Origin of the sequence: Embleya sp. NPDC056575 (genome assembly GCF_042793325.1) — a bacterium.
GTDB lineage: Bacteria > Actinomycetota > Actinomycetes > Streptomycetales > Streptomycetaceae > Embleya.
In genome coordinates, this window is the sequence record NZ_JBHTVA010000002.1 from 96,906 (window position 1) to 118,076 (window position 21,171).

Below are 21,171 nucleotides of genomic sequence, written 5' to 3' on the forward strand. Positions count from 1 at the left end.
CATGGGCAAGATCGGCGACGGCCTGGACCAGGCCGCCCAACACGTCCTCACCCGCAAACCGCCCCGGTCCACCAAGGCCCGCGTACGGTTCCTGATGAGCAGGAACCACAACCGCACCCGCATCGTCGCCGCGCTCCTGGGCGTCAGCCAACGCACCGTCGAGCGCTACCTCAAGGGCGACCGCAAGAATCCGCCCGCCCCCGTCAACGCCCGGATCGACGCGGAGGTCCGCCGCCTGTGGCAACCCCGCGTCCGCCGCCGCGCCGAACAACGCGCCGCCGCCGCGGGCGCCGTGATCGTCGAGACCAGGGCCCGATTCGGGTTCTCCTCGGCCGTCGGGTCCACCGACGACCCCCGCATGCGCCGCATCACCCAACCCCTTCCCCCCGACCGCGCCCGGGAGTTGTTCGACGCCCACCACGCCGGCGCCCCCGAACGCGACCTGGAGCGCATCGTCGCCGCCGGCCTGCACCAGGCCTACTTCCAGGAGAGCGGCACCCGCGCCCAAGACCTGGAGGTGGTCGAACTCACCGACGTCGACTACTGCGAGTTCGACATCCGAGGCTGACCGAGCCGAACCCGTGCCGAGCCGAACGCCGTCCGCGACCGAGCGCCGTCGCGCCGAGGCACACTCGTGGTCGAGCGTCGGTGGCTCGGCGTACGGTCCGGGCATGGATGATCACCGGAATCCGGCTCGCTCGATCGACGACTTCGCGACCTGGGAGCCCGTGTTGCGCCTCGTGCGGGCGAGCCGGGAGGAGCGCTTCGCCGCCCCGGGCGCCCACGTGGCGGGCCACATCGGACGGGGCGGCTGGAGCGTACCGATCAAGCAAGGGGTGTCGCGGACCCATCGGGACGAGCACGACGCCGTGGAGCGGGTGCGCGACGCCTTGGCGCAGGACGGCATCGACACCGTTTCGTTCACCGTGAAGGTCGATCCGGCGGGACGGGCGCTGCTGCGCATACTCGACTACGGCCCGGCCGTGGAGCCCGGCGTCGGCCCGCATCCGGGAGCGCTCGTCCTGGTCGAGGGCTCGCTGCCGCAGCCCTGGCATCGCCTGCCCGACGCGGTGCCGGGGGCGCTGCCGGCGCCGTCTGCGGACCCCGAGCTGCTGGAGCGCACACTTCGCGAACGACTGCCCGGCGCGGTCGGTGCCACGGAGGCCGAGATCGCCGCCGCCGAGACGCGCCTGGGCATCGCCCTGCCCGACGAACTCAAAGCGCTCTATCGGGTGACGCGGTCGCATTGGGAGGATTGGCAGGACGACGAAGAAGCGGCTCGGCGCCAGGCCGAGGCCGTCCGCTGCGAACTCTTCGGCCTGGCGGACCTGTACGTCGCCGAGGCGGCAACCCGCTACTTCCTGTGGCGGTTCGCGGCGATGGACGCGGTCGACAACCGGCCCGACGCCGCCGTACAGGGGCTGGTCGGTTCCCCGGGCTGGATCGTCTTCGGGGACAACGGCGGCGGCGACCGGTTGGCCGTCGATCTGACCCCCGGCCCCCGCGGCCACACCGGACAGGTCATCATCCTCTCCCACGAGGAGAGCGTGGGCGCCGGGCTCGTCGCCGACTCCCTCACCGACATGATGCTCGATCGACGCCGGCGGGCGGAATCCGGGCTGCGCGGAGCGGGGCGGCAGTCACCGGCGGTGGCATGGGTCAACGCGTCGAGCCTGCGCAGCCTGGAGGCCGCCGCCGATCCCGGCCTGGAAGTCGTGTCCATCGGTGTGTGGAACGACCCGCCGCTCAGCCTCGCACCGCTGATCGGCCTGCCACGGCTGCGGACCCTCACCGCCTACCCAGGCACGATTGCCGACCCACGGGAGATCGCCGAACTCACCGGGCTGGAATACCTCGAACTCGCGCCGCGGGACTGGCGTGTCCTCCTCGACGCCGGAGCCGTCCCGCGTGGTCTGCTGGCGGCCTCGATCAAGGCGGGTCACGACGACGACCCACTACCCGTCGCGGCCTTGGCCGACGAACTCCTCGCCCTGTGGGGCCGCCCGCCGATCACCCGAACCGCCCTCACCGGCGACCTCGGCCCCGTGGCCGACGGCCTCGGCGATCTGTAGCGCCGCCTCGGTGGGGGTGAGGTGTGTGGTGTCGACGACCTCGGCCTCGGCGTGCAGCCAGGTGCGGGCCGCCTCGGCGTAGGGCTCCAGGTACTTGAAACGGAAGGGGGAGGGGCCGAGGAGGGTGTCGCCCTCGATGCGCCGGCGCAGGGTGTCCTGGTCGGCGTGGAGGACGAAGTGCCGTATCGGGACGGCGTGTCGGGCGAGGCCCGTGCTGATCTCGCGCCAATACCGCTCGACCAGGACGGTCATCGGCATGACCAGGGTGCCGCCGGTGTAGTCGAGTATGCGGTAGGCGGTCTCGACGACCAACTCGCGCCACGGCGGCCAGTGTTGGAAGTTGTCCGTTGCCGGCAGCCCGGGCTTGACGTCCATGAGCGTCTCGCCGACCTTCTCGGCGTCGAACACCCGTGAATTCGCGAGAAGTGGTTGCAGGAGCGCACTGGTCGTCGTCTTGCCGGCGCCGTGTGTGCCGTTGAGCCATACGATCATGGGCTCGACGCTATCGAAGTCGGTCGCGCCACCGCGGTTCGCGGATCAGGGCCGCCGCGCTTGTCCGACTCGCGGGCCTCGCGCGACCGGGAGGCCCGGTCGGAGTCGTGCGGTGGAGGAGCGCCGGATGCCGGGTCGGCCGAACCGGCGGGCGTGCCGGCGTGGCCTTCGCCGTGCGGTCCGGTTTGTCCGGCCGCCCCGCGGAATCAGCGCCCTCGCACGGCTCCCGTAGGGTCCAGTACGCCCACCGCGGCGTCGGCGAGTTCGGTCAGCAAGTCCTCGAACGGCAGGGGGAGTTCGGCGCCCCGATCGAGGCGGCGTTCGCTGTCGGCGAGGGTCGCGGTGACCAGGAGCAACATCAGCCGCAGTCGGGTCGCGTGCACGGCGGGCGGGGTGTCCGGCTCGGCCGCGGCGAGGGTGTCCTCGATCAGCGCGGTGACGGCGCGCACGCCGCCGGCGACGTCGGAACCCAGCGGCGGGGACAGCACCTCGCCTTCGAGCGTGAAGCGATGTACGAACCGGGCGTAGTGGCTCTCGCGCGCACCGTCGCGCATGGTCTCCGCGAGCGGTCGCAGGTGGATGTCGACGAGCGCCGAGAGATCGCCGCGGCGTTCGTCCGGGAGGGCGGCGAGCAGGTCGAGGCGGCGCAGGTTGAGCGGCGCGAGGCGGTCCTCGTACAGCGCGCGGACCAGTGCCTCGCGGGTGCCGAAGTGGTACTGCACCGCGGAGTTGTTGCGCTGTCCCGCCGCGGCGCCGATCTCGCGCAGCGACACGGCGGCGATGCCGCGCTCGGCGAACAGACGCTCGGCGGCGTCCAGGATGCGGGCGCGGGTTCGGGTCTTGACATCCACGGGAGGAGTGTAAGACATTCCGTCTCAGTCGTTGATTAAGACAATCTGTCTCACAAGCTCGATCGCATCGATCGCCGAACAACAAGACCCTGGAGTACCCGTGTTCGACATCCGCCCCCTGACACCCGCCATCGGCGCCGAGATCGCCGGGATCGATCTGAGCCGCGATCTCGGCGCGGACGCCTACGCCGGCCTCGCCGACGCGCTGCACACCCACCAGGTGCTGTTCTTCCGCGACCAGGACATCTCCGCGCGCCGCCAGCGCGACTTCGCGGCCGGATTCGGGGCGCTCCAGCGCTTTCCGTTCGGCGAACCGCCCGAGGCCGATCTGCCGGAGGTCATGGTGCTGGCCACCGACGGCGACGCGCCCAAGGTCTCCAACGCCGACATCTGGCACAGCGACGCCACGTTCCTGGCCCGCCCGCCGATGGGCACGATGTTGCGGGCGGTGTCGCTGCCGCCGCTCGGCGGCGACACGCTGTGGGCGGACATGGAGAGCGCGTACGCCGCCCTCTCCGCGCCGATGCGCGCGCTGTTGGACGGCCTCACCGCGGAGCACGACGTCACCAAGTCGCGCTCGCACCGCGGCGGCGACCCGCGGGCGTTGCCGCCGGTCGTGCATCCCGTGGTGCGCACACATCCGGTGACCGGTCGCCGATGCCTGTACGTGAACCGCATCTTCACCACCCGGATCGTCGAACTCGACGAACGTGAGAACGAGTTGCTGCTGCCCCACCTCTTCGAGCACGTGACCCGGCCCGACTTCCAGGTGCGGTTCACGTGGCGGCCGGGCGACATCGCGCTGTGGGACAACCGCAGCACGCAGCACTACGCGGTGTACGACTACCGGGGCCCGCGTGTCATGCACCGCATCGTCATCGAGGGCGACGAGCCGCGCTGAGCCCGGCGGAACGAGGCGTGGTCGGCCGATCCGGTCCGGGCTTGGGGTATCGTCGGCCGGGTACCGCATCGCATGGCGGCTTCTCTGTCGGATCGTCAACGGAGTTCTCCGCATGCCTTCGTCCGCTCCCACGGTGCGCCTCTTTCGTCGCGACGACCGCGACCAGCTCACCGATCTCGTCAACGCCCACGTGGCCGCCGTGGTCCCGGGTGTCTCCGTGTCCGTGAACACGGTGCTCGACTGCCTGACCCGGCGGCCCGCCGAGTTCGTCACCGATCCGTGGGTCGTGGAACGGGTCACGTTGGTGGCCGAACACCACCGGTGCGTGGTGGCCGCGGCGCACCTGCTGCGCTATCGCGACGATGCCGAGGTCGGCGCCGACTACCGGGACGCGAGTGTGGTCGACTGGTTCGTCTGTCGGCCGGCCGGCTCCCTTCGGCCCGATGCCGAGCGGGCCGCCGACCTGCTGATGCAGGCGTGCCTGGCGCAGTCGGCCCGTTGGGGCGTGCGGACGCGGTACGCGGACGGCGCGCTGCCGGCACCGGGCGTGTACGGCCTGCCGCGGCCGTGGCCGCACGTCCGGGCCGTCTTCGAGCGCGCCGGGTTCCACCACACGGGCGACACCGAGGCCGTCCTGATCGCGGAGGTCGCCGATCTCCGCCGAGCCCTCGCCGACCCCTCGGCACGCTTCGTCGTGCGTCGATCCGTCGGCGAGTGCGGTACCCGGCTGACCGCCCGAGACGGCGACCGCGAACTCGGCTTCATCGAGGTCGACACCATGCTCGATCGGCCCGAACGCCGCGCCCGAGGCGGCGGCCTGGCCGACATCGGCAACCTGCACGTCGTGTCGGACGCCGACGCGGACGACCTGACCGCTCACCTGCTCGCCCACGCGGCCGAATGGCTGCACCTCGCCGGTACGGACCGCGTGCTCGACTACGAATCCGCCGCGGACACCACGTCGATCGCCCGGCTGACCGCGGCCGGCTTTCGCGAACTCGCCCGTACCGACCGAGGCTGGGAACACCGGCCACACACCGGCTCGCACACGCACCCGACCTGACCGTCGCCGTACCTCGATACCCCGGTCGCGGCCGGTGGCACGGCTCGTGGCATGCTCGGCTCGTGCTTGTGACCCGGCGGCTGACCATGGACGACGTACCCGCGCTGACCGGGTTGGTGGTCCACAACCGCGAGTTCCTGGCCCCCTGGGAGCCGCTGCGCGCCGACGACTTCTTCACTCCGGACACACAGGCGGCGCAGATCCGCGACGCGTTGGCCGAGGAGTCGGCCGGCCGGGTGCACCTGCGCGTGATCGTGGACGAGGCCGGGGACGTGGTCGGCCGGATGACGCTGAGCGGCATCGTGCGCGGAGCGCTGCAGTCGTGCGCCATGGGCTATTGGGTGAGTGCGCACGCCAACGGCCGCGGCCTCGCCACGGCCGCGGTGCGCGAGACGTTGCGGGTCGCCTTCGACGAGCTGCGGCTGCACCGGGTGCAGGCGGAGACGCTGACGGACAACGTCGGGTCGCAGCGGGTGCTGGAACGCAACGGCTTCACGCGGTACGGCCTGGCGCCGGAATACCTCAGGATCGCCGGACGCTGGCAGGACTTCGTGATGTACCAGGTGATCAACCGCGCGTTCGATCACGACGTGCCCGAGGGCGGGTTCCGTGTCGCCGAGACCACGACCGGGCCGGCGACCGGATCGTCCTGATCGTCGAATCGCGCAGGAGAACCGGTTCGAGGAGACCGTGCACCTGGACCACGCCCCTCGGGACGGCATCCGACGTACCATCGCGTCCCACCGCCTGGAGGGGGGTCGGGTCAGGGGAAGTGTTGGGTGCGGGGGGTGAAGGTGGATTCGGGGCCGGTGGCTCGGCCCGTGGACCAGATGGTCGTGGTGTTGGGGACCGGCGTCAGGTGGAGGGTGGTCGAGGCACCTTCGCCCGGGACGGCGGGTTCTTTGTACTCGGTGAAGGACTGGCCGGTCCAGGCGAGGAAGTCCGGGCCGGGGATCAGGGGTGGGGAGTTGCCCGGTGGGGCCCATTTCTGTGAGCGGATCACCGAGATCCAGGCCAGGGCGCCGGAGGGGGCGGGGGCCAGTGAGGTGATGGCTCCGAAGTCGGTGGGTACGGCGACCCGGTGCCACGTCAGACCGTCCCAGCGGACCAGCAGGGGTGGGATCGGGCGGCCGGGCGGGCCGCCGATGAATCCGGCGGTGCCGCCCGCCCATACCTCCGTCGGCGAGACCGCCAGTACGCTGCCGACGCCCGAGCGGGGGAAGCCGTCCACGATCGTCTGCTGCCACACCCGACCGTTCCAGTGCGACACCGTCGCGCCCGAGGCGCCGGCGCCCGCGGCCCACACGTCGTCGGCCGCCAGGATGTGCAGGCCGTACACGGATCCGGGCGGCACCGGTAGGTCCCGCCACGCGCGCCCGTCCCAACGCAGCAGCGCCTGAGCGTCGCCGCGCGTGCCGATCAGCCAGACCCGGCCGCCGCCGGCGACGACTCGGGTCGGCGCGACACCACGCGGCGACCGGCCCTCGTACCAGGCGGAGCCGTCGGAGCGGAGCACGTGGCCGCCGCCCGCCGTGTCGCGGCCGACCGCCCAGATCGCGGTCGGGGAGGTCGCGGCGATGGACGACAACTCGCCCTGCCAGGTGATCCCGGGCAGGCTGCGGCGCTGCCACGCGGTTCCGTCCCAGCGCAGCACCAGCGGGAAACCGGGCGCCTCACGCCCGACCGCGTCCGCGCCCACGGCCCACACACGATCCGGTCCGAACGCCACGGCCTCGTTCAGGGTGGCCTGCGGGCGTACCTCCGCCGAGACCGGAACGTGCTGCCAGGCCGGGGGTTCCGCCGAGGCCGAGGCCGAGGCCGAGGTCGGCGGGACGAGGGTCATGCCCGTCATGGCGACGGCGACGGCCACGACCACAAGTCGGCGTGTCATGGTCGACCTCCCAGTCGCTCGCTCATCAGGTTCGGTTTCGAGCCGTAGATCTCGACGGTGCCGAAGGACAACAGAGCGGATCCGACGGTCGCCAGTGCGCGCGGTTTCACGTCGATCGCGTTCGTGCGCTCCGGGCCGTAGGAGAACGTGGTGCGGAGGCCGTCGACCCGCGCGTACTTCGACTGGAACGCCCGGTCGCCGCGCACCGGCAACCACAGCGCGCCGTCCGGGCCGCGCACCATGGCCTCCGTGGAGGTGTCCCCCAGTGGGGGGTAACGGGTGTGCCAGGTAAGCCCGTTCCCGGTCGTCAGGTAGGTGCGGGCCACACCGTCGGTGTACCTGCCGCCGCCGATCGTGATCCGGCCGGACGGTTCGAGGACGATCGTGTGCACGTTGCTGTTCGGCGGCAGCGGTACCTTCGCGTCCCGCCACGAAGTGCCGTCCCAGCGCAGGATGGTGGTCCCGTCCGCGGTGTCCGCCCAGGCCCAGACGTCGTCGGCGGTGCGCGCGGTGATCCCCATCACGAACAGCACGCCGTCCGGGGTGGACTGCGTGCTCCAGCCGGAACCGTCGTAGCGCAGCACCTTCGGTCCGGTGTCGTCCTCGCCGACGACCCACGCGGCACCCGGTACGGCGGTGAAGTCCTGGTAGGTCCACAGGGTTTGCGGCAGCGGGACGGCACTCCACCCGACCGCCGACCGGCGCAGGATCTCCGCGATCCCCACGCGGTAGTGGAAGATCCACACCTCGTCGCCGACGAACTGTATCCGGCCGAGCGAGCCCGGCTCGTCGGCGCCGGGAAAGGAGGTGTCCCGGCTCCACGCCGTGCCGTGCCGGTGGTACAACGTCGGCCGGGATCCGTCGGCGGCGTTCTCGGACCCGGTCGCCCACGCGTCCCCCGGTCCGCGGGCGGCGAGATCGGCCACGCTCACCGGCGGGGCCGCCGCCGGCACGGGCAGCGCCGACCATCTCGTCGATGGGGATTCCGATGTCGATGTCGACGCCGGTGCGGCGGGCGACACCACCGCCGTACACACGATCACAAGGCAGACGACGACCGCACGAAGACCGTTCACGAGACCTCCCGAGAACGTGAGGACCGCTCAGCTTATGGGCATGAGCCGGGCCGTGAACAGACGGCATATGGCCGATCCGAGGCATCGTCTCGACGCGGTGGTCGTGGCCGGTCGGTCCCGGTGTTCGGCTTACCCGGCCGCGTCGATCGTGGTGAGTTGGAACCCGTATCCGATCACCACGATGCCCGCCGCGGCGGTCAGGATCGGGCCGGCGCGCTCCCCGGGAGGCCGTACCGGGAACGGGTGTTTCCACCGGGTCGTTCCGGTCGTCGCCTCGACCGCCCACAGTGTTCCGGTGCTGTCCGCGACGTACACGTTGCCGAAGTCGTAGCGGACCATGGGGCCTTGCGTCCCGAACGTGGGTCGACTCGCGGAGCCGCCGGGTATCGAGCTGCGCCAACGCAGCGTGCCCTTCCTCGCGTCGAGGCAGTAGAGCGTGGTCTGCGTGGTGGCGAAAACCGTGTCGCCGTCGGTGTTCGAGGCGCAGTCCGTGAAGGTCTCGCCGGCGCCGGCGGCGGGGAAGTCCCACACCGGCTTTCCCCGGTCCGGTTCGACCAGGTGGACCCGGTCCGCGCAGTAGACGAAGCCGCCGGTGGTCCAACAGACGGGGATCGGGGGCCGGGTCACGGGGACATAGCCCTGCGTCGACACGGGTGGTACGTCGGTGGTCCAGCCGCGGGCGCCTCCGCGCGTCGCGTCGAGCATCACGAGGCGCCCGTCCGAGCCCCGGTCACGGTCGCCGTGCGACAGCAGGTTCGGGCCGCGTGGGGGGACGAACAACCCGTCGACGTCCGCGCCCACGGTCTCCCATACGCCGGTTCGGGTGCGCAGGTCGACGGCCCACACGAACCCGAAGGAGGACGGCGTCGTCGTCGTACCGGTAATCCCGCGGCCGGTGACGAAGGCGATGTCGTCGACGATGCCGGCCACGCCCGTGGGGGTCCACCCGACATGTGGAAGCGGGAGCGTCCACAACTCCCTTCCGGTACCGGGCTGGACCGCGCTCAGCACGTCCTGCCCGACGGCGGCCCCGGTGCCGGTGAGGTAGGCGACCCGGTCGTCCCCGGCGACCGTGCCCGCGTCGTTCCAACCCACGGTCAGGGGCAGCGTCCACCGCGGTCGGCCCGCGCCGGCGTCGAACGCGTCCCGGCCGTTCTTGCCGGTGGCGATGACCGAACCCCCGTACACGGCCACGTCGGTGACGGGTCCACTCGCCTTGGCCGTCCACGACGTCGCGGCCGCGGGGCCGTCGAGGACACCCCTGCGGCCGGTGGGCGCGGGCAGCGGCGCATGCGGGACGACCGGCGGCGGGGTCGGGACGGTGGCCGGGGGCGGGGATCCCGGTACGCCGGCGGGCGGCGTCGCGGCCGCGCCCCGGGCCGAGTCGGCTTCGCCCCGCAGCAGGACCGCCGCCACGCCGCCGGAGACGGCCGCCGCCGCGCCGGCGGCGAGCCCGAGGAACAGCCGCCTGCGCAAGACCTGTTGCCGAGCCTGCCCCGGCGGGCCCGAGTTTGCGGGACGGGCGGACGCGCCGAACGGCGACCCCGCCCCGGGCAGTGCGGACGCCTCGGGCGGCGACCCCGCCCCGGGCAGTGCGGAGCCCCCGGGCGATGCCGACGTCTCGGGCAGCGCCGCGATCCCGGGCGGCGACCCCGCCCCGGGCGGCGCGGCGATCCCGGGTGGTGCCACCGTCTCGGGTGATGCCGATGTCTCGGGCGGTGGCCATGTCCCCGGCGACGCGGCGATCCCGGCCGGCGCGGAGGCTCCAGGCCGCGCGGCGGTCCCGGGCAGCGCCGACGCCTCGGCTGATGCCGAAGTCTCGGGTGTCGTCGACGCCCCGGACCGGGTGGGGGTTCCGGACCCGCCGGACGCCCGCGCCGGCGCCGGCGGCGTGGGCCGGGCGTCCATGCCCGTCGTGGGCGGGGTCTCGTGCCCGCTCGCCGCGTCCCGCGTCGCCGGCAGGCCCGTCAGGACGTCGGCCGCACGGCTCACGTCGCGCGTCACCGCGTCCGGCAGCCAACTTCCCCCGCCCGACCCGTCCTCGTCCCGGCTGACGAAGTCGATCAGCGCTCGCGGGGTCGGACGTCGTACGGGGTCCTTGTGCAGACACGCCGCCACCACGTCCCGGATGGAGGCCGGCAGCGCGCCGACATCGGCCGGTTCGCCGACGACGCGCCCCAGCACGGCGGCGGGCGGCCCGTCCCCGAACGGCCGCCGCCCGGACGCCGCGTACACCATCGTCGAGCCCAGCGCGAACACGTCGCTCGCCGCACTCACCGACCGCCCCAGGGACTGCTCCGGCGACATGTACCCCGGCGACCCCACGACGGTGCCCTCGCGAGTGAAGGACGTGCCGTCCAGCGCGTGGGCGATGCCGAAGTCGATGACGTGGGGACCGTCCAGCGCCAACAGCACGTTGCCCGGCTTGAGATCGCGGTGGATCACCCCCGCCGCGTGGATCCCGACCAGCGCCTCGGACACCCCGGCCAGCAACATCCGCAACGAGGCCTCGGGCAGCGGCCCGTGCCGCCGCACGGCGTCGTACAGCGACAGACCCGAGACGAACGCCGTCGCCATCCACGGCGGATCGCCGTCGGGATCCGCGTCCACGACCGGCGCGGTGAAGGCCCCGGACACCCGCCGCGCGGCCGCGACTTCGGCCCGGAAGCGGTCGCGGAAGTGCTCGTCGGCGGCGAAGTCCGCACGGATGACCTTCACCGCCACGGCGCGTCCGGCGGCGGAGCGGCCGAGGTAGACCTTCCCCATGCCGCCCGAGCCGAGCGGCAGGAGCAGCACGTACGGGCCGACCCGCCGAGGATCCGAGGCGTCGAGCTGTTCCATGGCCTGCCGCCGTCATCCTTTCATTGATGAACGCCCCGACTCGGAGCGGAAGTTCGGACATCGACCGGGCATCGTCCGGGCCGGTCGCGCGTGTCGTGGCGATTGTGTGGGCGGTTCGGCGGCTACGCCCCGCTCGCGGCGACGACCACGAGCGAGGTGCGGTTGGCGCCCCACACCCGACCGCCGCCCACCGCGGTGAGCAGGACGTTAGTCGCGTTCTGGGTGGGGTCGCTGTACTTCCATCGCCCCTTGCCCGTCTCGGCGTCCACCGCCCAGAGGTTCGCCCTGTCGTCCGCGACGTAGACGTTGCCGTCCGCGATCCGGATCCCGGCCGAGTCGGATTCGCGGAGCGAACCCTCCTGCGGCGCGGTGGCCCACTTCGGCGCGCCGGTGGCCGCGTCGAGGGCGATCAGGCCGACGGAGCAGGTGATGTACACCGTCTTTCCGTCCGGGCTCGCGACCGGTTCCCCGAAGCCGTCGCCGCCGTTGCGGCCGGTCCGGAACGTCCAGCGTTGCCGGCCGTCGAGTGGGTCGACCGCGGTGACCGAGGATCCGGCGTACACGTACGCGCCACCCGCGAAGCACGCCCGCGACCGTGCGTAGGAGCCGAAGGAGCCGCCGGGTACCGGATTGCGCCAGCCGCGGTTGCCGGTCGTCGGGTCGAGCACGACGACCTCGCCGTCTCGGCCGATTCCGCCGCCGCCCGCGAGGATCATCGACTCGGTCGTGGGCGGTACCAGCAGCACCGCCGTCACGTCCGTGCCGGTTTCCTGCCACAGCGTGGCGCGCTTTCGGATGTCCACGGCCCACACGAAACCCCGCATGGAGGTGCCACCGAGGAGGTCGCCGGAGACGATCACGGTGTCGCCCAGGATTCCGGCCACGACCCGCAGGAGCCGATCGCCGGGCGGCTCCGCCACCGACCACAGGAGTCTTCCGGTCGAGACGTCCATGGCGTGCAGGCCCCTGACGGAGCCGGCGCCGCCGCAGAAGTAGAGGACGCCGTTGCGCACGATGCCCGGCCGATGCCTGGCCGACGTGGCTTCGATCTGCGCGGTGGTCGGCCCCCAACGGGTCTTGGCGTCCAGGTCCAGGCCGTTCGCGTAGAGCAAGCCGAATGAGACCAGGACGTCGCCGCTCAGGACGAGACCCGCGCACGGTTCGCCGAGGTCGCGCATCCTGCGGACGACGGCGTCGGGAGCGGTCAGGGGCGTGGTCGGGACGGCGGCCGGGGCGGGTGGGGCACCGGTCGGACCGGGGCGGACGGACTCGCCCTCGCGGCCGGCGTTCTCGACGTCGCCCCCGCCCCGGTTCGACAGCGCGACGGCCGCGGTGACGCCGCCGGCCACCGCGACGGTGCCCGCGACGCCGACGAGCAGGGCGCGGCGACCGATCGTCCGGGCGGTGGGCGGTGCCGGCGGCTCGGGCGGGGTTCGCGGGGACGGCGGGGTCGGGGGTATCGACGCGGGCGGGGGAGCGGTGAGGGTCGACGCGCGGACCGCCATGATGTCGGCGGTCAGCGGCCCGGGCAGCCAGCTCCCGGCCGCCACGTCGACGCCCTGGCGTTCGATGTCCTCGACCACCTCGGCCGGTTCGGGCCGCTCGGCGGGGTCCTTGGCGAGGCAGCGCAGGATCAGCGCGCGCAGCGGCTCGTCGAGCCCGGCCAACGGCGCGTGGTCCGGCTCGGTGCCGGCGACGCGGAACATCAGCGCGGCGGCGTTGCCGGTCCCGAACGGCGGCAGCCCGGTGGCGGCGAAATACGCGGTGGCGCCCAGCGAGAACACGTCGCTGATCGGGGTGAGCAGCCGCTCCAGGGCCTGTTCGGGAGACATGTACCCCGGCGAGCCGACCACCGCGCCGCTGCGGGTGTGCGAGGTTCCCTCCACGGCCCGGGAGATCCCGAAGTCGATGACGTGCGGTCCGTCGAGCGCGACCAGGACGTTCGAGGGTTTGAGGTCGCGGTGGATCAGGCCGGCGGCGTGTACGTTGCCGAGCGCCTCCGCCAACCCGGCGACCAGCATGCGCAGCGCCGCCGCGGGCAGCGCCCCGTGCCGGGCGACCGCGGTGGACAGGGGTAGGCCGGGCACGAACGCCGTCGCCATCCAGGGCACCGGAGCGTCGGGGTCGGCGTCCACGACGGGCGCGGTGAAGGCACCGGAGACGCGGCGGGCGGCGGCGACCTCCTGTCCGAAACGAGCCCGGAACACGGGGTCGTCGGCGAGTTCGGGACGGACGACCTTGACCGCGACGGTACGCCCGCCGGGCGAACGACCCAGGAACACCTTGCCCATGCCGCCCGCACCGAGCACGCCGAGCACGGCGTACGGTCCGACCCGCCGCGGATCGGCGGCGCCCGACAACTCCATGGTTCCCCTCTTCTGCGGCGATGGCCAGGATACCGACCACAAGATCACGCCGCGGCGGGCCGTTGGCGGCTCGGGGGAGGGGGTCGGGTCGGGTGCACCGGATATCCCGCGGGTGGGGTGGCGGGGGCGGACGGCTCAGAGGAAGACGCGGGCGTTGTCCAGCCACGCCTGCGCGTCCCCACCGACCGCCGTGAGGTCGGTCGCGGCGGGGGGCCTGCGCCGGGTGACTCGGAGGCAGAAGTCGAGGGCGCCGCCCTCCATGCGCTGCGCCGCATCCGCCGGGCCCCATGTCCAGGCTCGGCCGTCGGGGCCGGCCAGTTCGACCCGGAACGGCTCCGTCGGAAGAGGCAACCCGGCTGCATGGAACGAGAGTTCGCGTCCGATCACGCCCAAGGCGGCGATCTGCCGGAGTCGATCCGTGGGGCGGCGTGCGGCGCCCACCGCATCGAAGACGTCCTGCCCGTGGGCCCACACCTCCATGAGCCGAAGCGGCGCCATGAGCGTCGCGGTCAACTGTGAGCCGTACCAGGGAAATCCGTGCTCCGTCGGTATGTCGCGGAGCGCCGCCGCCACCTCGGCGCGACCGGCGCGCCACTCGTCGAGCAGTACCGATCGTGGTTTGGCGGCTCCCGCGGCGGCTTCGAGATCGGCGTGTCCGCTGCCCGCGGCCTCCGTTTGTTTCAGTACGGCGTCGAACGCCTCCGGGGTTCGTATGGCGATGACGACGTTCGCGTCGGCCGCGGCGAGATGCGCGATCTGGTGGGCGATCGTCCACCCTGCCGCCGGCGTGGGGTCGGCCCAGTCGGCGTGCGCCGATACCAGGGCGTCGAGTTCGTCTCCCTCGGCCACCAGGTCGGACAGGGCGACATCGCGTTCCAGACCGGACACGTCAAGGCCGTAGTTCAGCATCCGACGTCACCTTTCGGTTGTTGGCATGCGTCCACCGAAACATCGTAGATGTCGATCGTTCTCGTCCGGCGGCGACGGTGACAGCGGCGACGGCGCGACGGCGTGTGCGTCCCGCGTCAACCCCGACGGGAGTCGTTTCGGGTGGTTCCGTTCAGCAGGTCGGGTGCATTCGGGGGCGGATCGGCGTGGCGACAGGGACGTCGATGGGAGGCTTTCGGTGCAATCGATTCCCTCGCTCGGAAGGTTGGTGAGCCGTGTCCCCGTCATCCGCGACGTGCGACCGGGACGCCTTAGCGCCCGGCGTCCCGAAGCCCGCCGATGTGGTGGCGCAGGACGCGCAGTTGCGCGCCGCCGTGCCCATCCCCTCGGTCGGCGCCGCGTTTCGGGATTCCGCCGACAGCCTGGTGCGGAGCGTCGCGCTGCTGATGAAAGCCTACGCCCGACGTCCCGCCGTCGGTCGGCGCGCGACACGCACGGTGCTCGATCCGGTGTCGGGCCGCACCACACTGGAGCTGCTGCCGCGGTTCGACACGATCACCTACGCCCAGTTGTGGGAACGGGCCGGCGCGGTCGCGGCCGAGTGGACGCGGGACGCGGGGCGTGCGGTCGGTGCCGGGGATTTCGTGGCGGTGTACGGCTTCGTCGGCGTCGACTACACGGTCCTCGACCTGGCGTGCCTGCGGTCGGCGGCGGTGTCCGTGCCGTTGTCGTCGAGCGCGCCCGTGGCCCGGTTGCGCTCGATCGTGGACGAGGTCGGGCCGCGGGTCCTGGCGGCCGGCGTCGAAGTCCTGGACAGTGCCGTCGAGTTGGTGTTGGCGAGCACGTCGAAGCCCCGGCTCGTGGTGTTCGACCACCACCCGGAGGTCGACGATCAGCGCGAGCGCTTCGAGGCGGCGCGCAGGCGCTTGGCCGAGGCCGGAGTCACCGGGACCGACACCCTTACCGTCGTCACCGAGCGAGGGCGCACGCTCCCACCCGCCGCCCCGGCGCGCCGGCCGGCCGCTGCGGACGAGGACGAGGACACGAACGCGGACGCGGACACGATGCGGCTGCTCGTCCACACCTCCGGCAGCACGGGCGAGCCGAAGGGCGCCATCTACACGGAGCGTATGCTCCGGCGACTGTGGATGGGCAGCATCCCGGCGGATGACGGGCTGCCGTGGATCACCGTCCAGTACCTGCCGCTGAGCCATGTGGCGGGCCGTACCACCCTCTTCCACACCCTGGGCCACGGTGGCACGGCGTACTTCCCCGCGAAGAGCGACACCTCGACCCTCTTCGACGACATCGGGCTCGTCCGCCCGACCCAACTGATGCTGGTGCCGCGCGTCTGCGACACGCTCTATCGGCGCAATCGCCACGAACCGCATGGGCCGAAAGAGGAGTCGGACCGCGAATCCCGCCTCGGCGGCCGGGTGTTGCGGGTGATGTGCGGCAGTGCGCCGTTACCCCCGGAACTCGCCCGCTTCATGGAGTCGTACCTGGGCCGGACCGTGCACGACAGCTACGGGTCGACCGAGGCCGGCGTCGTCTTGTTCGACTCCCGCGTACAGCGGCCCGCGGTGCGCGACCACAAGCTCGTCGACGTACCGGAGTCGGGCTACCGCACCACCGATCAGCCCTACCCGCGCGGTGAGTTGCTGATCAAGTCGGAGTTCGTCACCCCCGGCTACCACAGGCGGCCCGAGACGACCGCCGAGGTCTTCGACGAGGAAGGGTTCTACCGAACCGGCGACATCATGGAGCGGATCGGCCCGGACCGGCTGGTGTACGTGGGCCGCCGCAACGACGTGCTGAAGTTGGCCCAGGGGGAGTTCGTCGCACTCTCGCGGTTGGAGGGCATCTTCGCCACCGCGTCGCTCGTGCGGCAAATCTACGTGTACGGCAACGGCGAACGCGCCCATCTGCTCGCCGTGATCGTGCCCACCGAGGAGGCGATGGCGCGGGCCGAGGGGGACGACCTGCGGCGGGCGCTGGGTGAGTCGCTGCAACGGGTCGCCAGGCGGGCCGAGTTGGAACCCTACGAGATCCCCCGGGACTTCCTGGTGGAGACCGAGCCCTTCGGCATCCGGAACGGCCTGCTGTCGGAGCTGCGCAAGAACGTCCGACCCCGGTTGAAGGAGCACTACGGGGATCGTCTGGAACGGCTGTACGAGCAGACGGTGACGGGGCGGCCGGACGAACTGCGCGCCCTGCGCGAGGCCGGCGCCGATCAACCGGTGCTCGCGGCCGTCCGCCGGGCCGCCGGCGCGTTCCTGGGGCTGTCGGTCGCGGAACCGGGGCCGGCCGCGCGGTTCACCGACCTGGGGATCGACTCGCTGTCCGCGCTGGCGTTCGCCGAACTGCTCCGGGACGTCTTCGGGGTGGAGGTCCCGGTCGCCATGCTGCTCGGCCCGTCGTGCTCGCTGCGAGCGATCGCGGAACACATCGAGGCGGGGCGCGAGTTCGGCGAGGCACGACCCTCGGCGGGCTCCGTGCACGTCGCGGGCGGCGAGGTGGTGCGGGCCGTCGACCTCACGCCGGATCGGTTCATCGACGCCGCCACCCTGGAGGCCGCCCGTTCGCCGGCGGCACCGGCACGGCCGACGGCGACCGGGACCGTGTTGCTGACCGGCGCGAACGGCTACCTCGGCCGGTTCGTATGCCTCGACCTGCTGGAGCGCCTGGCCGGCACCGGCGGCCGGCTGGTCTGCATCGTGCGCGGCCGGGACGACGCGGAGGCCCGCCGCCGGCTCGATGCCGCCTTCGACGACGGTGACGACGGGGAACTCTCGCACCGCTACCGGGACTTGGCCGCCGGGCGGCTCGTCGTGCTCGCCGGGGACATCGGCCGGGAGCGGCTCGGCCTCGACGCGGATACGTGGCGGCGGCTGACCGAGGACGTCGATCGGGTCTTCCACCTGGCCGCGCTGGTCAACCACGTGCTGCCGTACGACCAGCTCTTCGGCCCCAACGTGGCCGGCACCGCCGAGCTGATCAAACTGGCGCTCACCGGGCGGATCAAGCCGTTCACCTACCTGTCCAGCGTCGGCGTGGCCGCCGGAGTCGAACCGGCACGGCTCGACGAGAGCGCCGACATCCGCGAGGCGAGCCCCGAGCGCCGCCTCTCGGACGCGTACGCCACCGGCTACGCGGTCGGCAAGTGGGCCGGTGAGGTGTTGCTGCGCGAGACACACGAGCGGTACGGCCTGCCGGTGACCGTGCTGCGCTCGGACATGATCCTCGCCCACCCCCACCACGCCGGTCAGCTCAACGTGACCGACGTGTTCACCCGGCTGATGCTGAGCCTGCTCGCCACCAAAATCGCGCCGGCCTCCTTCTACCGGAGGCACGTCGGGGCCCCACGGCCGCGCGCGCACTACGACGGTCTGCCCGTCGACTTCGTCGCGCGGGCCGTCGACACCCTCGGCGCCCGCGACGGAGACGGCTTTCGCACGTACAACGTCGTCAACCCCCACGACGACGGCATCTCGCTGGACACCTTCGTCGACCGGCTCGTCGCGATCGGCCACGACATCGAACGCGTCGACGACCACGGCGTCTGGTTCACCCGCTTCGAGGCCGCGCTGCGGGCGCTGCCCAAGACGCGGCGTCGGTACTCCGTACTGCCCGTGCTGCACGTCTTCCGGCAACCGGCCGAACCCGTGGCCGGCTCGTGTCTTTCGGCCGGACGGTTCGCGCGGGCCGTGCGGGCGACGGGGATCGGCGAGCCGGGGATTCCCCATCTGTCCGCCGGGCTGATCGACAAGTATGCGGCGGATCTGCGCCGGCTCGGGCTGATCTGATTTCACGTCGATAATTGTCCGGCCCGGCCGGAACTCAGCCATACGGGCGCCTTTTCACACCCGATACTCTGAATGTGATTCGTGTTCCGCGACATACCGACATGTCCTTGCAGAGCTTTATGGGATCGTGAGTGAATAGCCGCTCCGCAGTTTCATCAATTCCTGTGCAAGGACCGGGAGCGCATCCTGATTATGTCTACCATCGAATTTTCTCCGTCCCGATTCCTCGCGGACATCCAAACCACCGCCGACCTCCTGGGCGCCGACTACTGCGCGGCGATGACCCGCCGGGTGCTGGACGTGTTCGAGGAGAGCTTCCACCGGGGGGCGGTGCTGTGGCGCACCACCGACCGGCCCGGCGGTGCGCTGAACTATCGCTTCTACGAGCGCAGGCCCGTCGACACCGTGCACATCGCCGAGCGGGCCGGATTCATCCCCGCCCGCAGCCCGGCCATCGGCCTGATCCGCGCCTGGAGCGCGCTGTACGCGGGATCGAGGGAGCTGTGCGACTTCGACTCGGCGCAGGGCCTGGTCAAGACCTGGGTGTATCTGAACGGGAGGCGGCCCCTGGGGGAGGTATTGGGGCCGCGCGAGATCCCGGACTCGATCCGCCGGCACGAGAGCCGTTTTTGCGAACTGGGCCTGACGGTGGTGCGGAATGTGGCGGTGGACTATCAACAGGGCACCGCGAACCTGTACTTCCGTACCGGGGAAGGCATCGACGCGAAGTCGACGCAGCGACTGCTCGCGCTGTCCGGGAGCGCCGGGCCGAACGCGCGGACTTTCGCGGACATGCGCGCCTTCACGGCGCCGGGCGGGTATACGTTCTCGGTGACGCTGCGGATCGACACCGGGCGGATCGAGCGCGTCGGCTTCTACGCTCTTCGGCTTCCCGTCGGGCGATTCCCGCACATCGCCGACCGACTGGCCACATTCTTCGAGCGGGTTCCCTCCCACGACGAGGCCGAGATGAATGCCGTGGCCTGGTCGTTCGGCGCGGGAAATCGCCGCTATATGAAGGCCGAGCGCAGCTACTGCGGCCGGCTGGTCGCACTCATGCACGACTGCGACAGCCCGATGACCGTCCCCGTCATCATGGGTGTATGACCGAGCGCGAAACCTCCGGCCGTTCCGCCGCGGCGACGTTGGCCAGGGTGCTGGATCTGATCGACCCCGGGATCATCGACGTCGTGGTGGCGCCGCGTGGGACCGACGTGCCGGTGCGCGGGGTCACCCTGTACGACCCGGGCGACGAGGACGCCGACGGCGCGGCGCTCGCCGGGACGATCCTGCTCGGCGTGGGCGTGGACCCGCGCGGGCGCGACGCGGTGGAGGCCGTGCGGGCGGCCCGCGACGCGGGGGCGAGCGCGCTGGTGCTCCGGCGCGGGGCGGCCGGGGTGGATCCCGCGGTGGTCGAGGCGGCCGAACACGGCGGCACCGCCCTGCTCACCCGGCATCCCCGACGCGGCTGGACCCACGTGCTCGGCCTGCTGCGCAACGCCTGCGCGCAGAGCGGCACCTTCGAACTCGCCGCCGTCGACAGCCTGCGCCCCGGGGACCTGTCCGGCCTGGCCAACACGGTCGCCGACCTGGTGGGTGGCGCGATCACGATCGAGGATCCGCAGTCGCGGGTGCTGGCCTACTCCCGGATGGACCACGAGCCGGATCCGATGCGCCGGGCGACCATCCTGAACCAGGAGGTGCCGCGCTGGCGGGTGGCGGAGCTGCGCGAGAGCGGCTTCTTTCGCACCCTGTGGGGCACCGACGACGTGGTGCGACTGCCCGCCGACGAGCGTTACGCGGAGCGGCTGGTGATCGCGGTGCGCGACGGGGGTGAGGTGCTCGGGTCGATCTGGGCCGCGGCCGACGGGCGCCCGCTCGCGCCGGACGCGACGGCGGCGCTGCGTACCGCCGCCCGGGCGGCGCTGCCGCACCTGGTCCACCACGAGACGCGCGGTCGCGAGGCGGCGCGGCGGCGGGAGGAGGCGGTTCACACCCTCCTCGACGGCGGCGCGGGCGCGGAACAGGCGGCCCGGACGGTGGGGGTGCGCCCGGATCGGCCGTACACGGTGATCGTGGTCGAGGCGTACGAGCGTCCCGCGACGCAGGCCGCGGCCGACCCGCCCACGCACGCCGAGCAGCGGGTGCTCGACGTGCTCGCGTTGCAGGCGACGGCGCTGCGCCCGGAGTGTGTGACCGCGCGGGCCGGGCGGCGGTTGTTCGTTCTGACGCCGGCGGGCGACGCGCACGCGGACCCGGCGCGGGACCTGGTCGCCACCGCGCGGTCGGTCCCGGGCACGGTGGTCTTCGCCGGGGTCGGGCCCACCGCCGGGCGGCCGGACGAGTTGCCCGGTGCGCGCGAGGAGGCCGAGATCGTCGTACGGGTACTGCGTGCGCGGGCGGCGGCGTCGGCCGGGGCGCACGCGTCCGCGTCGGCGCTGTCCGCCGACGTGGTGTCCGAGGTGGCCATGGTGCGCCTCCTCGACCGGCTCGCGTCGTTGTGGCCGATGGCCGGACCGGTGCACGAGATGGTCGAGCACGACCGCCTGCACGGATCGGAGTACTCCGCGTCGGTCGGCGCGTACCTGGGCGCCTTCGGCGACACCGCGGCCGCCGCGCGCGGGCTGAGTGTGCACCCGAACACCCTGCGCTATCGGCTGCGCCGGGCCAAGGAGCTGTTCGGGGTGGACCTGGAGGACCCGACGGGCCGACTGCTCGCGGACCTCGGGCTGCGGTTGGCGCACCGGGCGCGCCCATGAGTCAGGGGTGCGGCGGACCGCATTTCATGATCATTTTCTTGTCATACCAGACAACCGATGCCTCCGTCTTTGGTCGCCTGTGCCGCTGACCCTCGCCCCCGCCCGGATCCAAGCTGTGCATGCGACTCGAACGGGTCGCGAACACTCGACATCTCCGAGGTGTGG

At 72.4% G+C, this 21,171-nt stretch carries 14 protein-coding genes and 1 pseudogene; 8 read left to right on the forward strand and 7 right to left on the reverse strand.

Annotation, left to right across the window (positions count from 1 at the left end; all coding sequences use genetic code 11):
• Position 1: 1 nt before the first annotated feature.
• Positions 2 to 568 (forward strand): telomere-protecting terminal protein Tpg, encoded by a 567-nt coding sequence (tpg, locus tag ACFRCG_RS01750; protein WP_380027608.1) that lies wholly within the window; start codon positions 2 to 4, stop codon positions 566 to 568.
• Between the two features lie 103 nt (positions 569 to 671).
• Positions 672 to 2,072, forward strand: a complete 1,401-nt coding sequence (locus tag ACFRCG_RS01755; protein WP_380027610.1) for an SMI1/KNR4 family protein — start codon at positions 672 to 674, stop codon at positions 2,070 to 2,072.
• On the opposite strand, the pseudogene ACFRCG_RS01760 reads toward ACFRCG_RS01755, so the two are convergent.
• Both ACFRCG_RS01760 and ACFRCG_RS01765 read right to left on the reverse strand, forming a co-directional pair.
• Positions 2,052 to 2,564 (reverse strand): annotated as a pseudogene (locus ACFRCG_RS01760) (ATP-binding protein); the annotation flags it as partial. The gene ACFRCG_RS01755 and the pseudogene ACFRCG_RS01760 overlap by 21 nt on opposite strands.
• A gap of 206 nt (positions 2,565 to 2,770) precedes the next feature.
• The gene (locus tag ACFRCG_RS01765; RefSeq protein WP_380027613.1) at positions 2,771 to 3,415 is read right to left on the reverse strand and encodes a TetR/AcrR family transcriptional regulator; all 645 of its coding nucleotides are present in this window, start codon (positions 3,413 to 3,415) and stop codon (positions 2,771 to 2,773) included.
• A gap of 100 nt (positions 3,416 to 3,515) precedes the next feature.
• Here ACFRCG_RS01765 and ACFRCG_RS01770 point away from each other — a divergent pair, with 100 nt between their 5' ends.
• From ACFRCG_RS01770 to ACFRCG_RS01780, 3 genes are all read left to right on the forward strand, one after another.
• Positions 3,516 to 4,316 carry a TauD/TfdA dioxygenase family protein gene (locus ACFRCG_RS01770; RefSeq protein WP_380027615.1) on the forward strand — a complete coding sequence of 267 codons (801 nt, stop codon included), beginning with the start codon at positions 3,516 to 3,518 and terminating at the stop codon, positions 4,314 to 4,316.
• 112 nt (positions 4,317 to 4,428) lie between these two features.
• Positions 4,429 to 5,379: an N-acetyltransferase gene (locus ACFRCG_RS01775; RefSeq protein ID WP_380027617.1), complete on the forward strand. Its 951-nt coding sequence runs from the start codon at positions 4,429 to 4,431 to the stop codon at positions 5,377 to 5,379.
• 62 nt (positions 5,380 to 5,441) lie between these two features.
• Positions 5,442 to 6,032: a GNAT family N-acetyltransferase gene (locus tag ACFRCG_RS01780; RefSeq protein WP_380027619.1), complete on the forward strand. Its 591-nt coding sequence runs from the start codon at positions 5,442 to 5,444 to the stop codon at positions 6,030 to 6,032.
• A 110-nt stretch (positions 6,033 to 6,142) separates the two neighbouring features.
• Here the strand turns inward: ACFRCG_RS01780 and ACFRCG_RS01785 are convergent, their stop codons facing one another.
• The 5 genes from ACFRCG_RS01785 to ACFRCG_RS01805 form a co-directional block, all read right to left on the reverse strand.
• Positions 6,143 to 7,270: a hypothetical protein gene (locus ACFRCG_RS01785; RefSeq protein WP_380027621.1), complete on the reverse strand. Its 1,128-nt coding sequence runs from the start codon at positions 7,268 to 7,270 to the stop codon at positions 6,143 to 6,145.
• Positions 7,267 to 8,346 carry a hypothetical protein gene (locus tag ACFRCG_RS01790; RefSeq protein ID WP_380027623.1) on the reverse strand — a complete coding sequence of 360 codons (1,080 nt, stop codon included), beginning with the start codon at positions 8,344 to 8,346 and terminating at the stop codon, positions 7,267 to 7,269. The genes ACFRCG_RS01785 and ACFRCG_RS01790 overlap by 4 nt, the downstream gene beginning before the upstream one ends.
• A 129-nt stretch (positions 8,347 to 8,475) precedes the next feature.
• Positions 8,476 to 11,187, reverse strand: a complete 2,712-nt coding sequence (locus tag ACFRCG_RS01795; RefSeq protein ID WP_380027625.1) for a protein kinase — start codon at positions 11,185 to 11,187, stop codon at positions 8,476 to 8,478.
• 122 nt (positions 11,188 to 11,309) lie between these two features.
• Positions 11,310 to 13,553 carry a PQQ-binding-like beta-propeller repeat protein gene (locus ACFRCG_RS01800; RefSeq protein ID WP_380027628.1) on the reverse strand — a complete coding sequence of 748 codons (2,244 nt, stop codon included), beginning with the start codon at positions 13,551 to 13,553 and terminating at the stop codon, positions 11,310 to 11,312.
• A gap of 135 nt (positions 13,554 to 13,688) precedes the next feature.
• Positions 13,689 to 14,462, reverse strand: a complete 774-nt coding sequence (locus ACFRCG_RS01805; protein ID WP_380027630.1) for a TIGR03084 family metal-binding protein — start codon at positions 14,460 to 14,462, stop codon at positions 13,689 to 13,691.
• Positions 14,463 to 14,782: 320 nt separating this feature from the next.
• Between ACFRCG_RS01805 and car the strand changes: the two genes are divergently transcribed.
• The 3 genes from car (at position 14,783) to ACFRCG_RS01820 (ending at position 21,006) form a co-directional block, all read left to right on the forward strand.
• The gene (gene car, locus ACFRCG_RS01810; protein ID WP_380027633.1) at positions 14,783 to 18,247 is read left to right on the forward strand and encodes a carboxylic acid reductase; all 3,465 of its coding nucleotides are present in this window, start codon (positions 14,783 to 14,785) and stop codon (positions 18,245 to 18,247) included.
• Between the two features lie 192 nt (positions 18,248 to 18,439).
• A complete protein-coding gene (locus ACFRCG_RS01815; RefSeq protein ID WP_380027635.1) occupies positions 18,440 to 19,354 on the forward strand; it encodes an aromatic prenyltransferase in 915 nt (304 codons plus the stop codon).
• The gene (locus tag ACFRCG_RS01820; RefSeq protein ID WP_380027637.1) at positions 19,351 to 21,006 is read left to right on the forward strand and encodes a PucR family transcriptional regulator; all 1,656 of its coding nucleotides are present in this window, start codon (positions 19,351 to 19,353) and stop codon (positions 21,004 to 21,006) included. The genes ACFRCG_RS01815 and ACFRCG_RS01820 overlap by 4 nt, the downstream gene beginning before the upstream one ends.
• The last annotated feature ends 165 nt before the right edge of the window (positions 21,007 to 21,171 follow it).

Bases quoted from the DNA above. Each gene is read 5' to 3' on its own strand.
- tpg (WP_380027608.1), top strand. From the start codon at position 2: ATGGGCAAGATCGGCGACGGCCTGGACCAGGCCGCCCAACACGTCCTC.
- ACFRCG_RS01755 (WP_380027610.1), top strand. From the start codon at position 672: ATGGATGATCACCGGAATCCGGCTCGCTCGATCGACGACTTCGCGACC.
- ACFRCG_RS01775 (WP_380027617.1), top strand. From the start codon at position 4,429: ATGCCTTCGTCCGCTCCCACGGTGCGCCTCTTTCGTCGCGACGACCGC.
- ACFRCG_RS01785 (WP_380027621.1), bottom strand. From the start codon at position 7,270: ATGACACGCCGACTTGTGGTCGTGGCCGTCGCCGTCGCCATGACGGGC.
- ACFRCG_RS01795 (WP_380027625.1), bottom strand. From the start codon at position 11,187: ATGGAACAGCTCGACGCCTCGGATCCTCGGCGGGTCGGCCCGTACGTG.
- ACFRCG_RS01800 (WP_380027628.1), bottom strand. From the start codon at position 13,553: ATGGAGTTGTCGGGCGCCGCCGATCCGCGGCGGGTCGGACCGTACGCC.
- ACFRCG_RS01805 (WP_380027630.1), bottom strand. From the start codon at position 14,462: ATGCTGAACTACGGCCTTGACGTGTCCGGTCTGGAACGCGATGTCGCC.
- ACFRCG_RS01815 (WP_380027635.1), top strand. From the start codon at position 18,440: ATGTCTACCATCGAATTTTCTCCGTCCCGATTCCTCGCGGACATCCAA.
- ACFRCG_RS01820 (WP_380027637.1), top strand. From the start codon at position 19,351: ATGACCGAGCGCGAAACCTCCGGCCGTTCCGCCGCGGCGACGTTGGCC.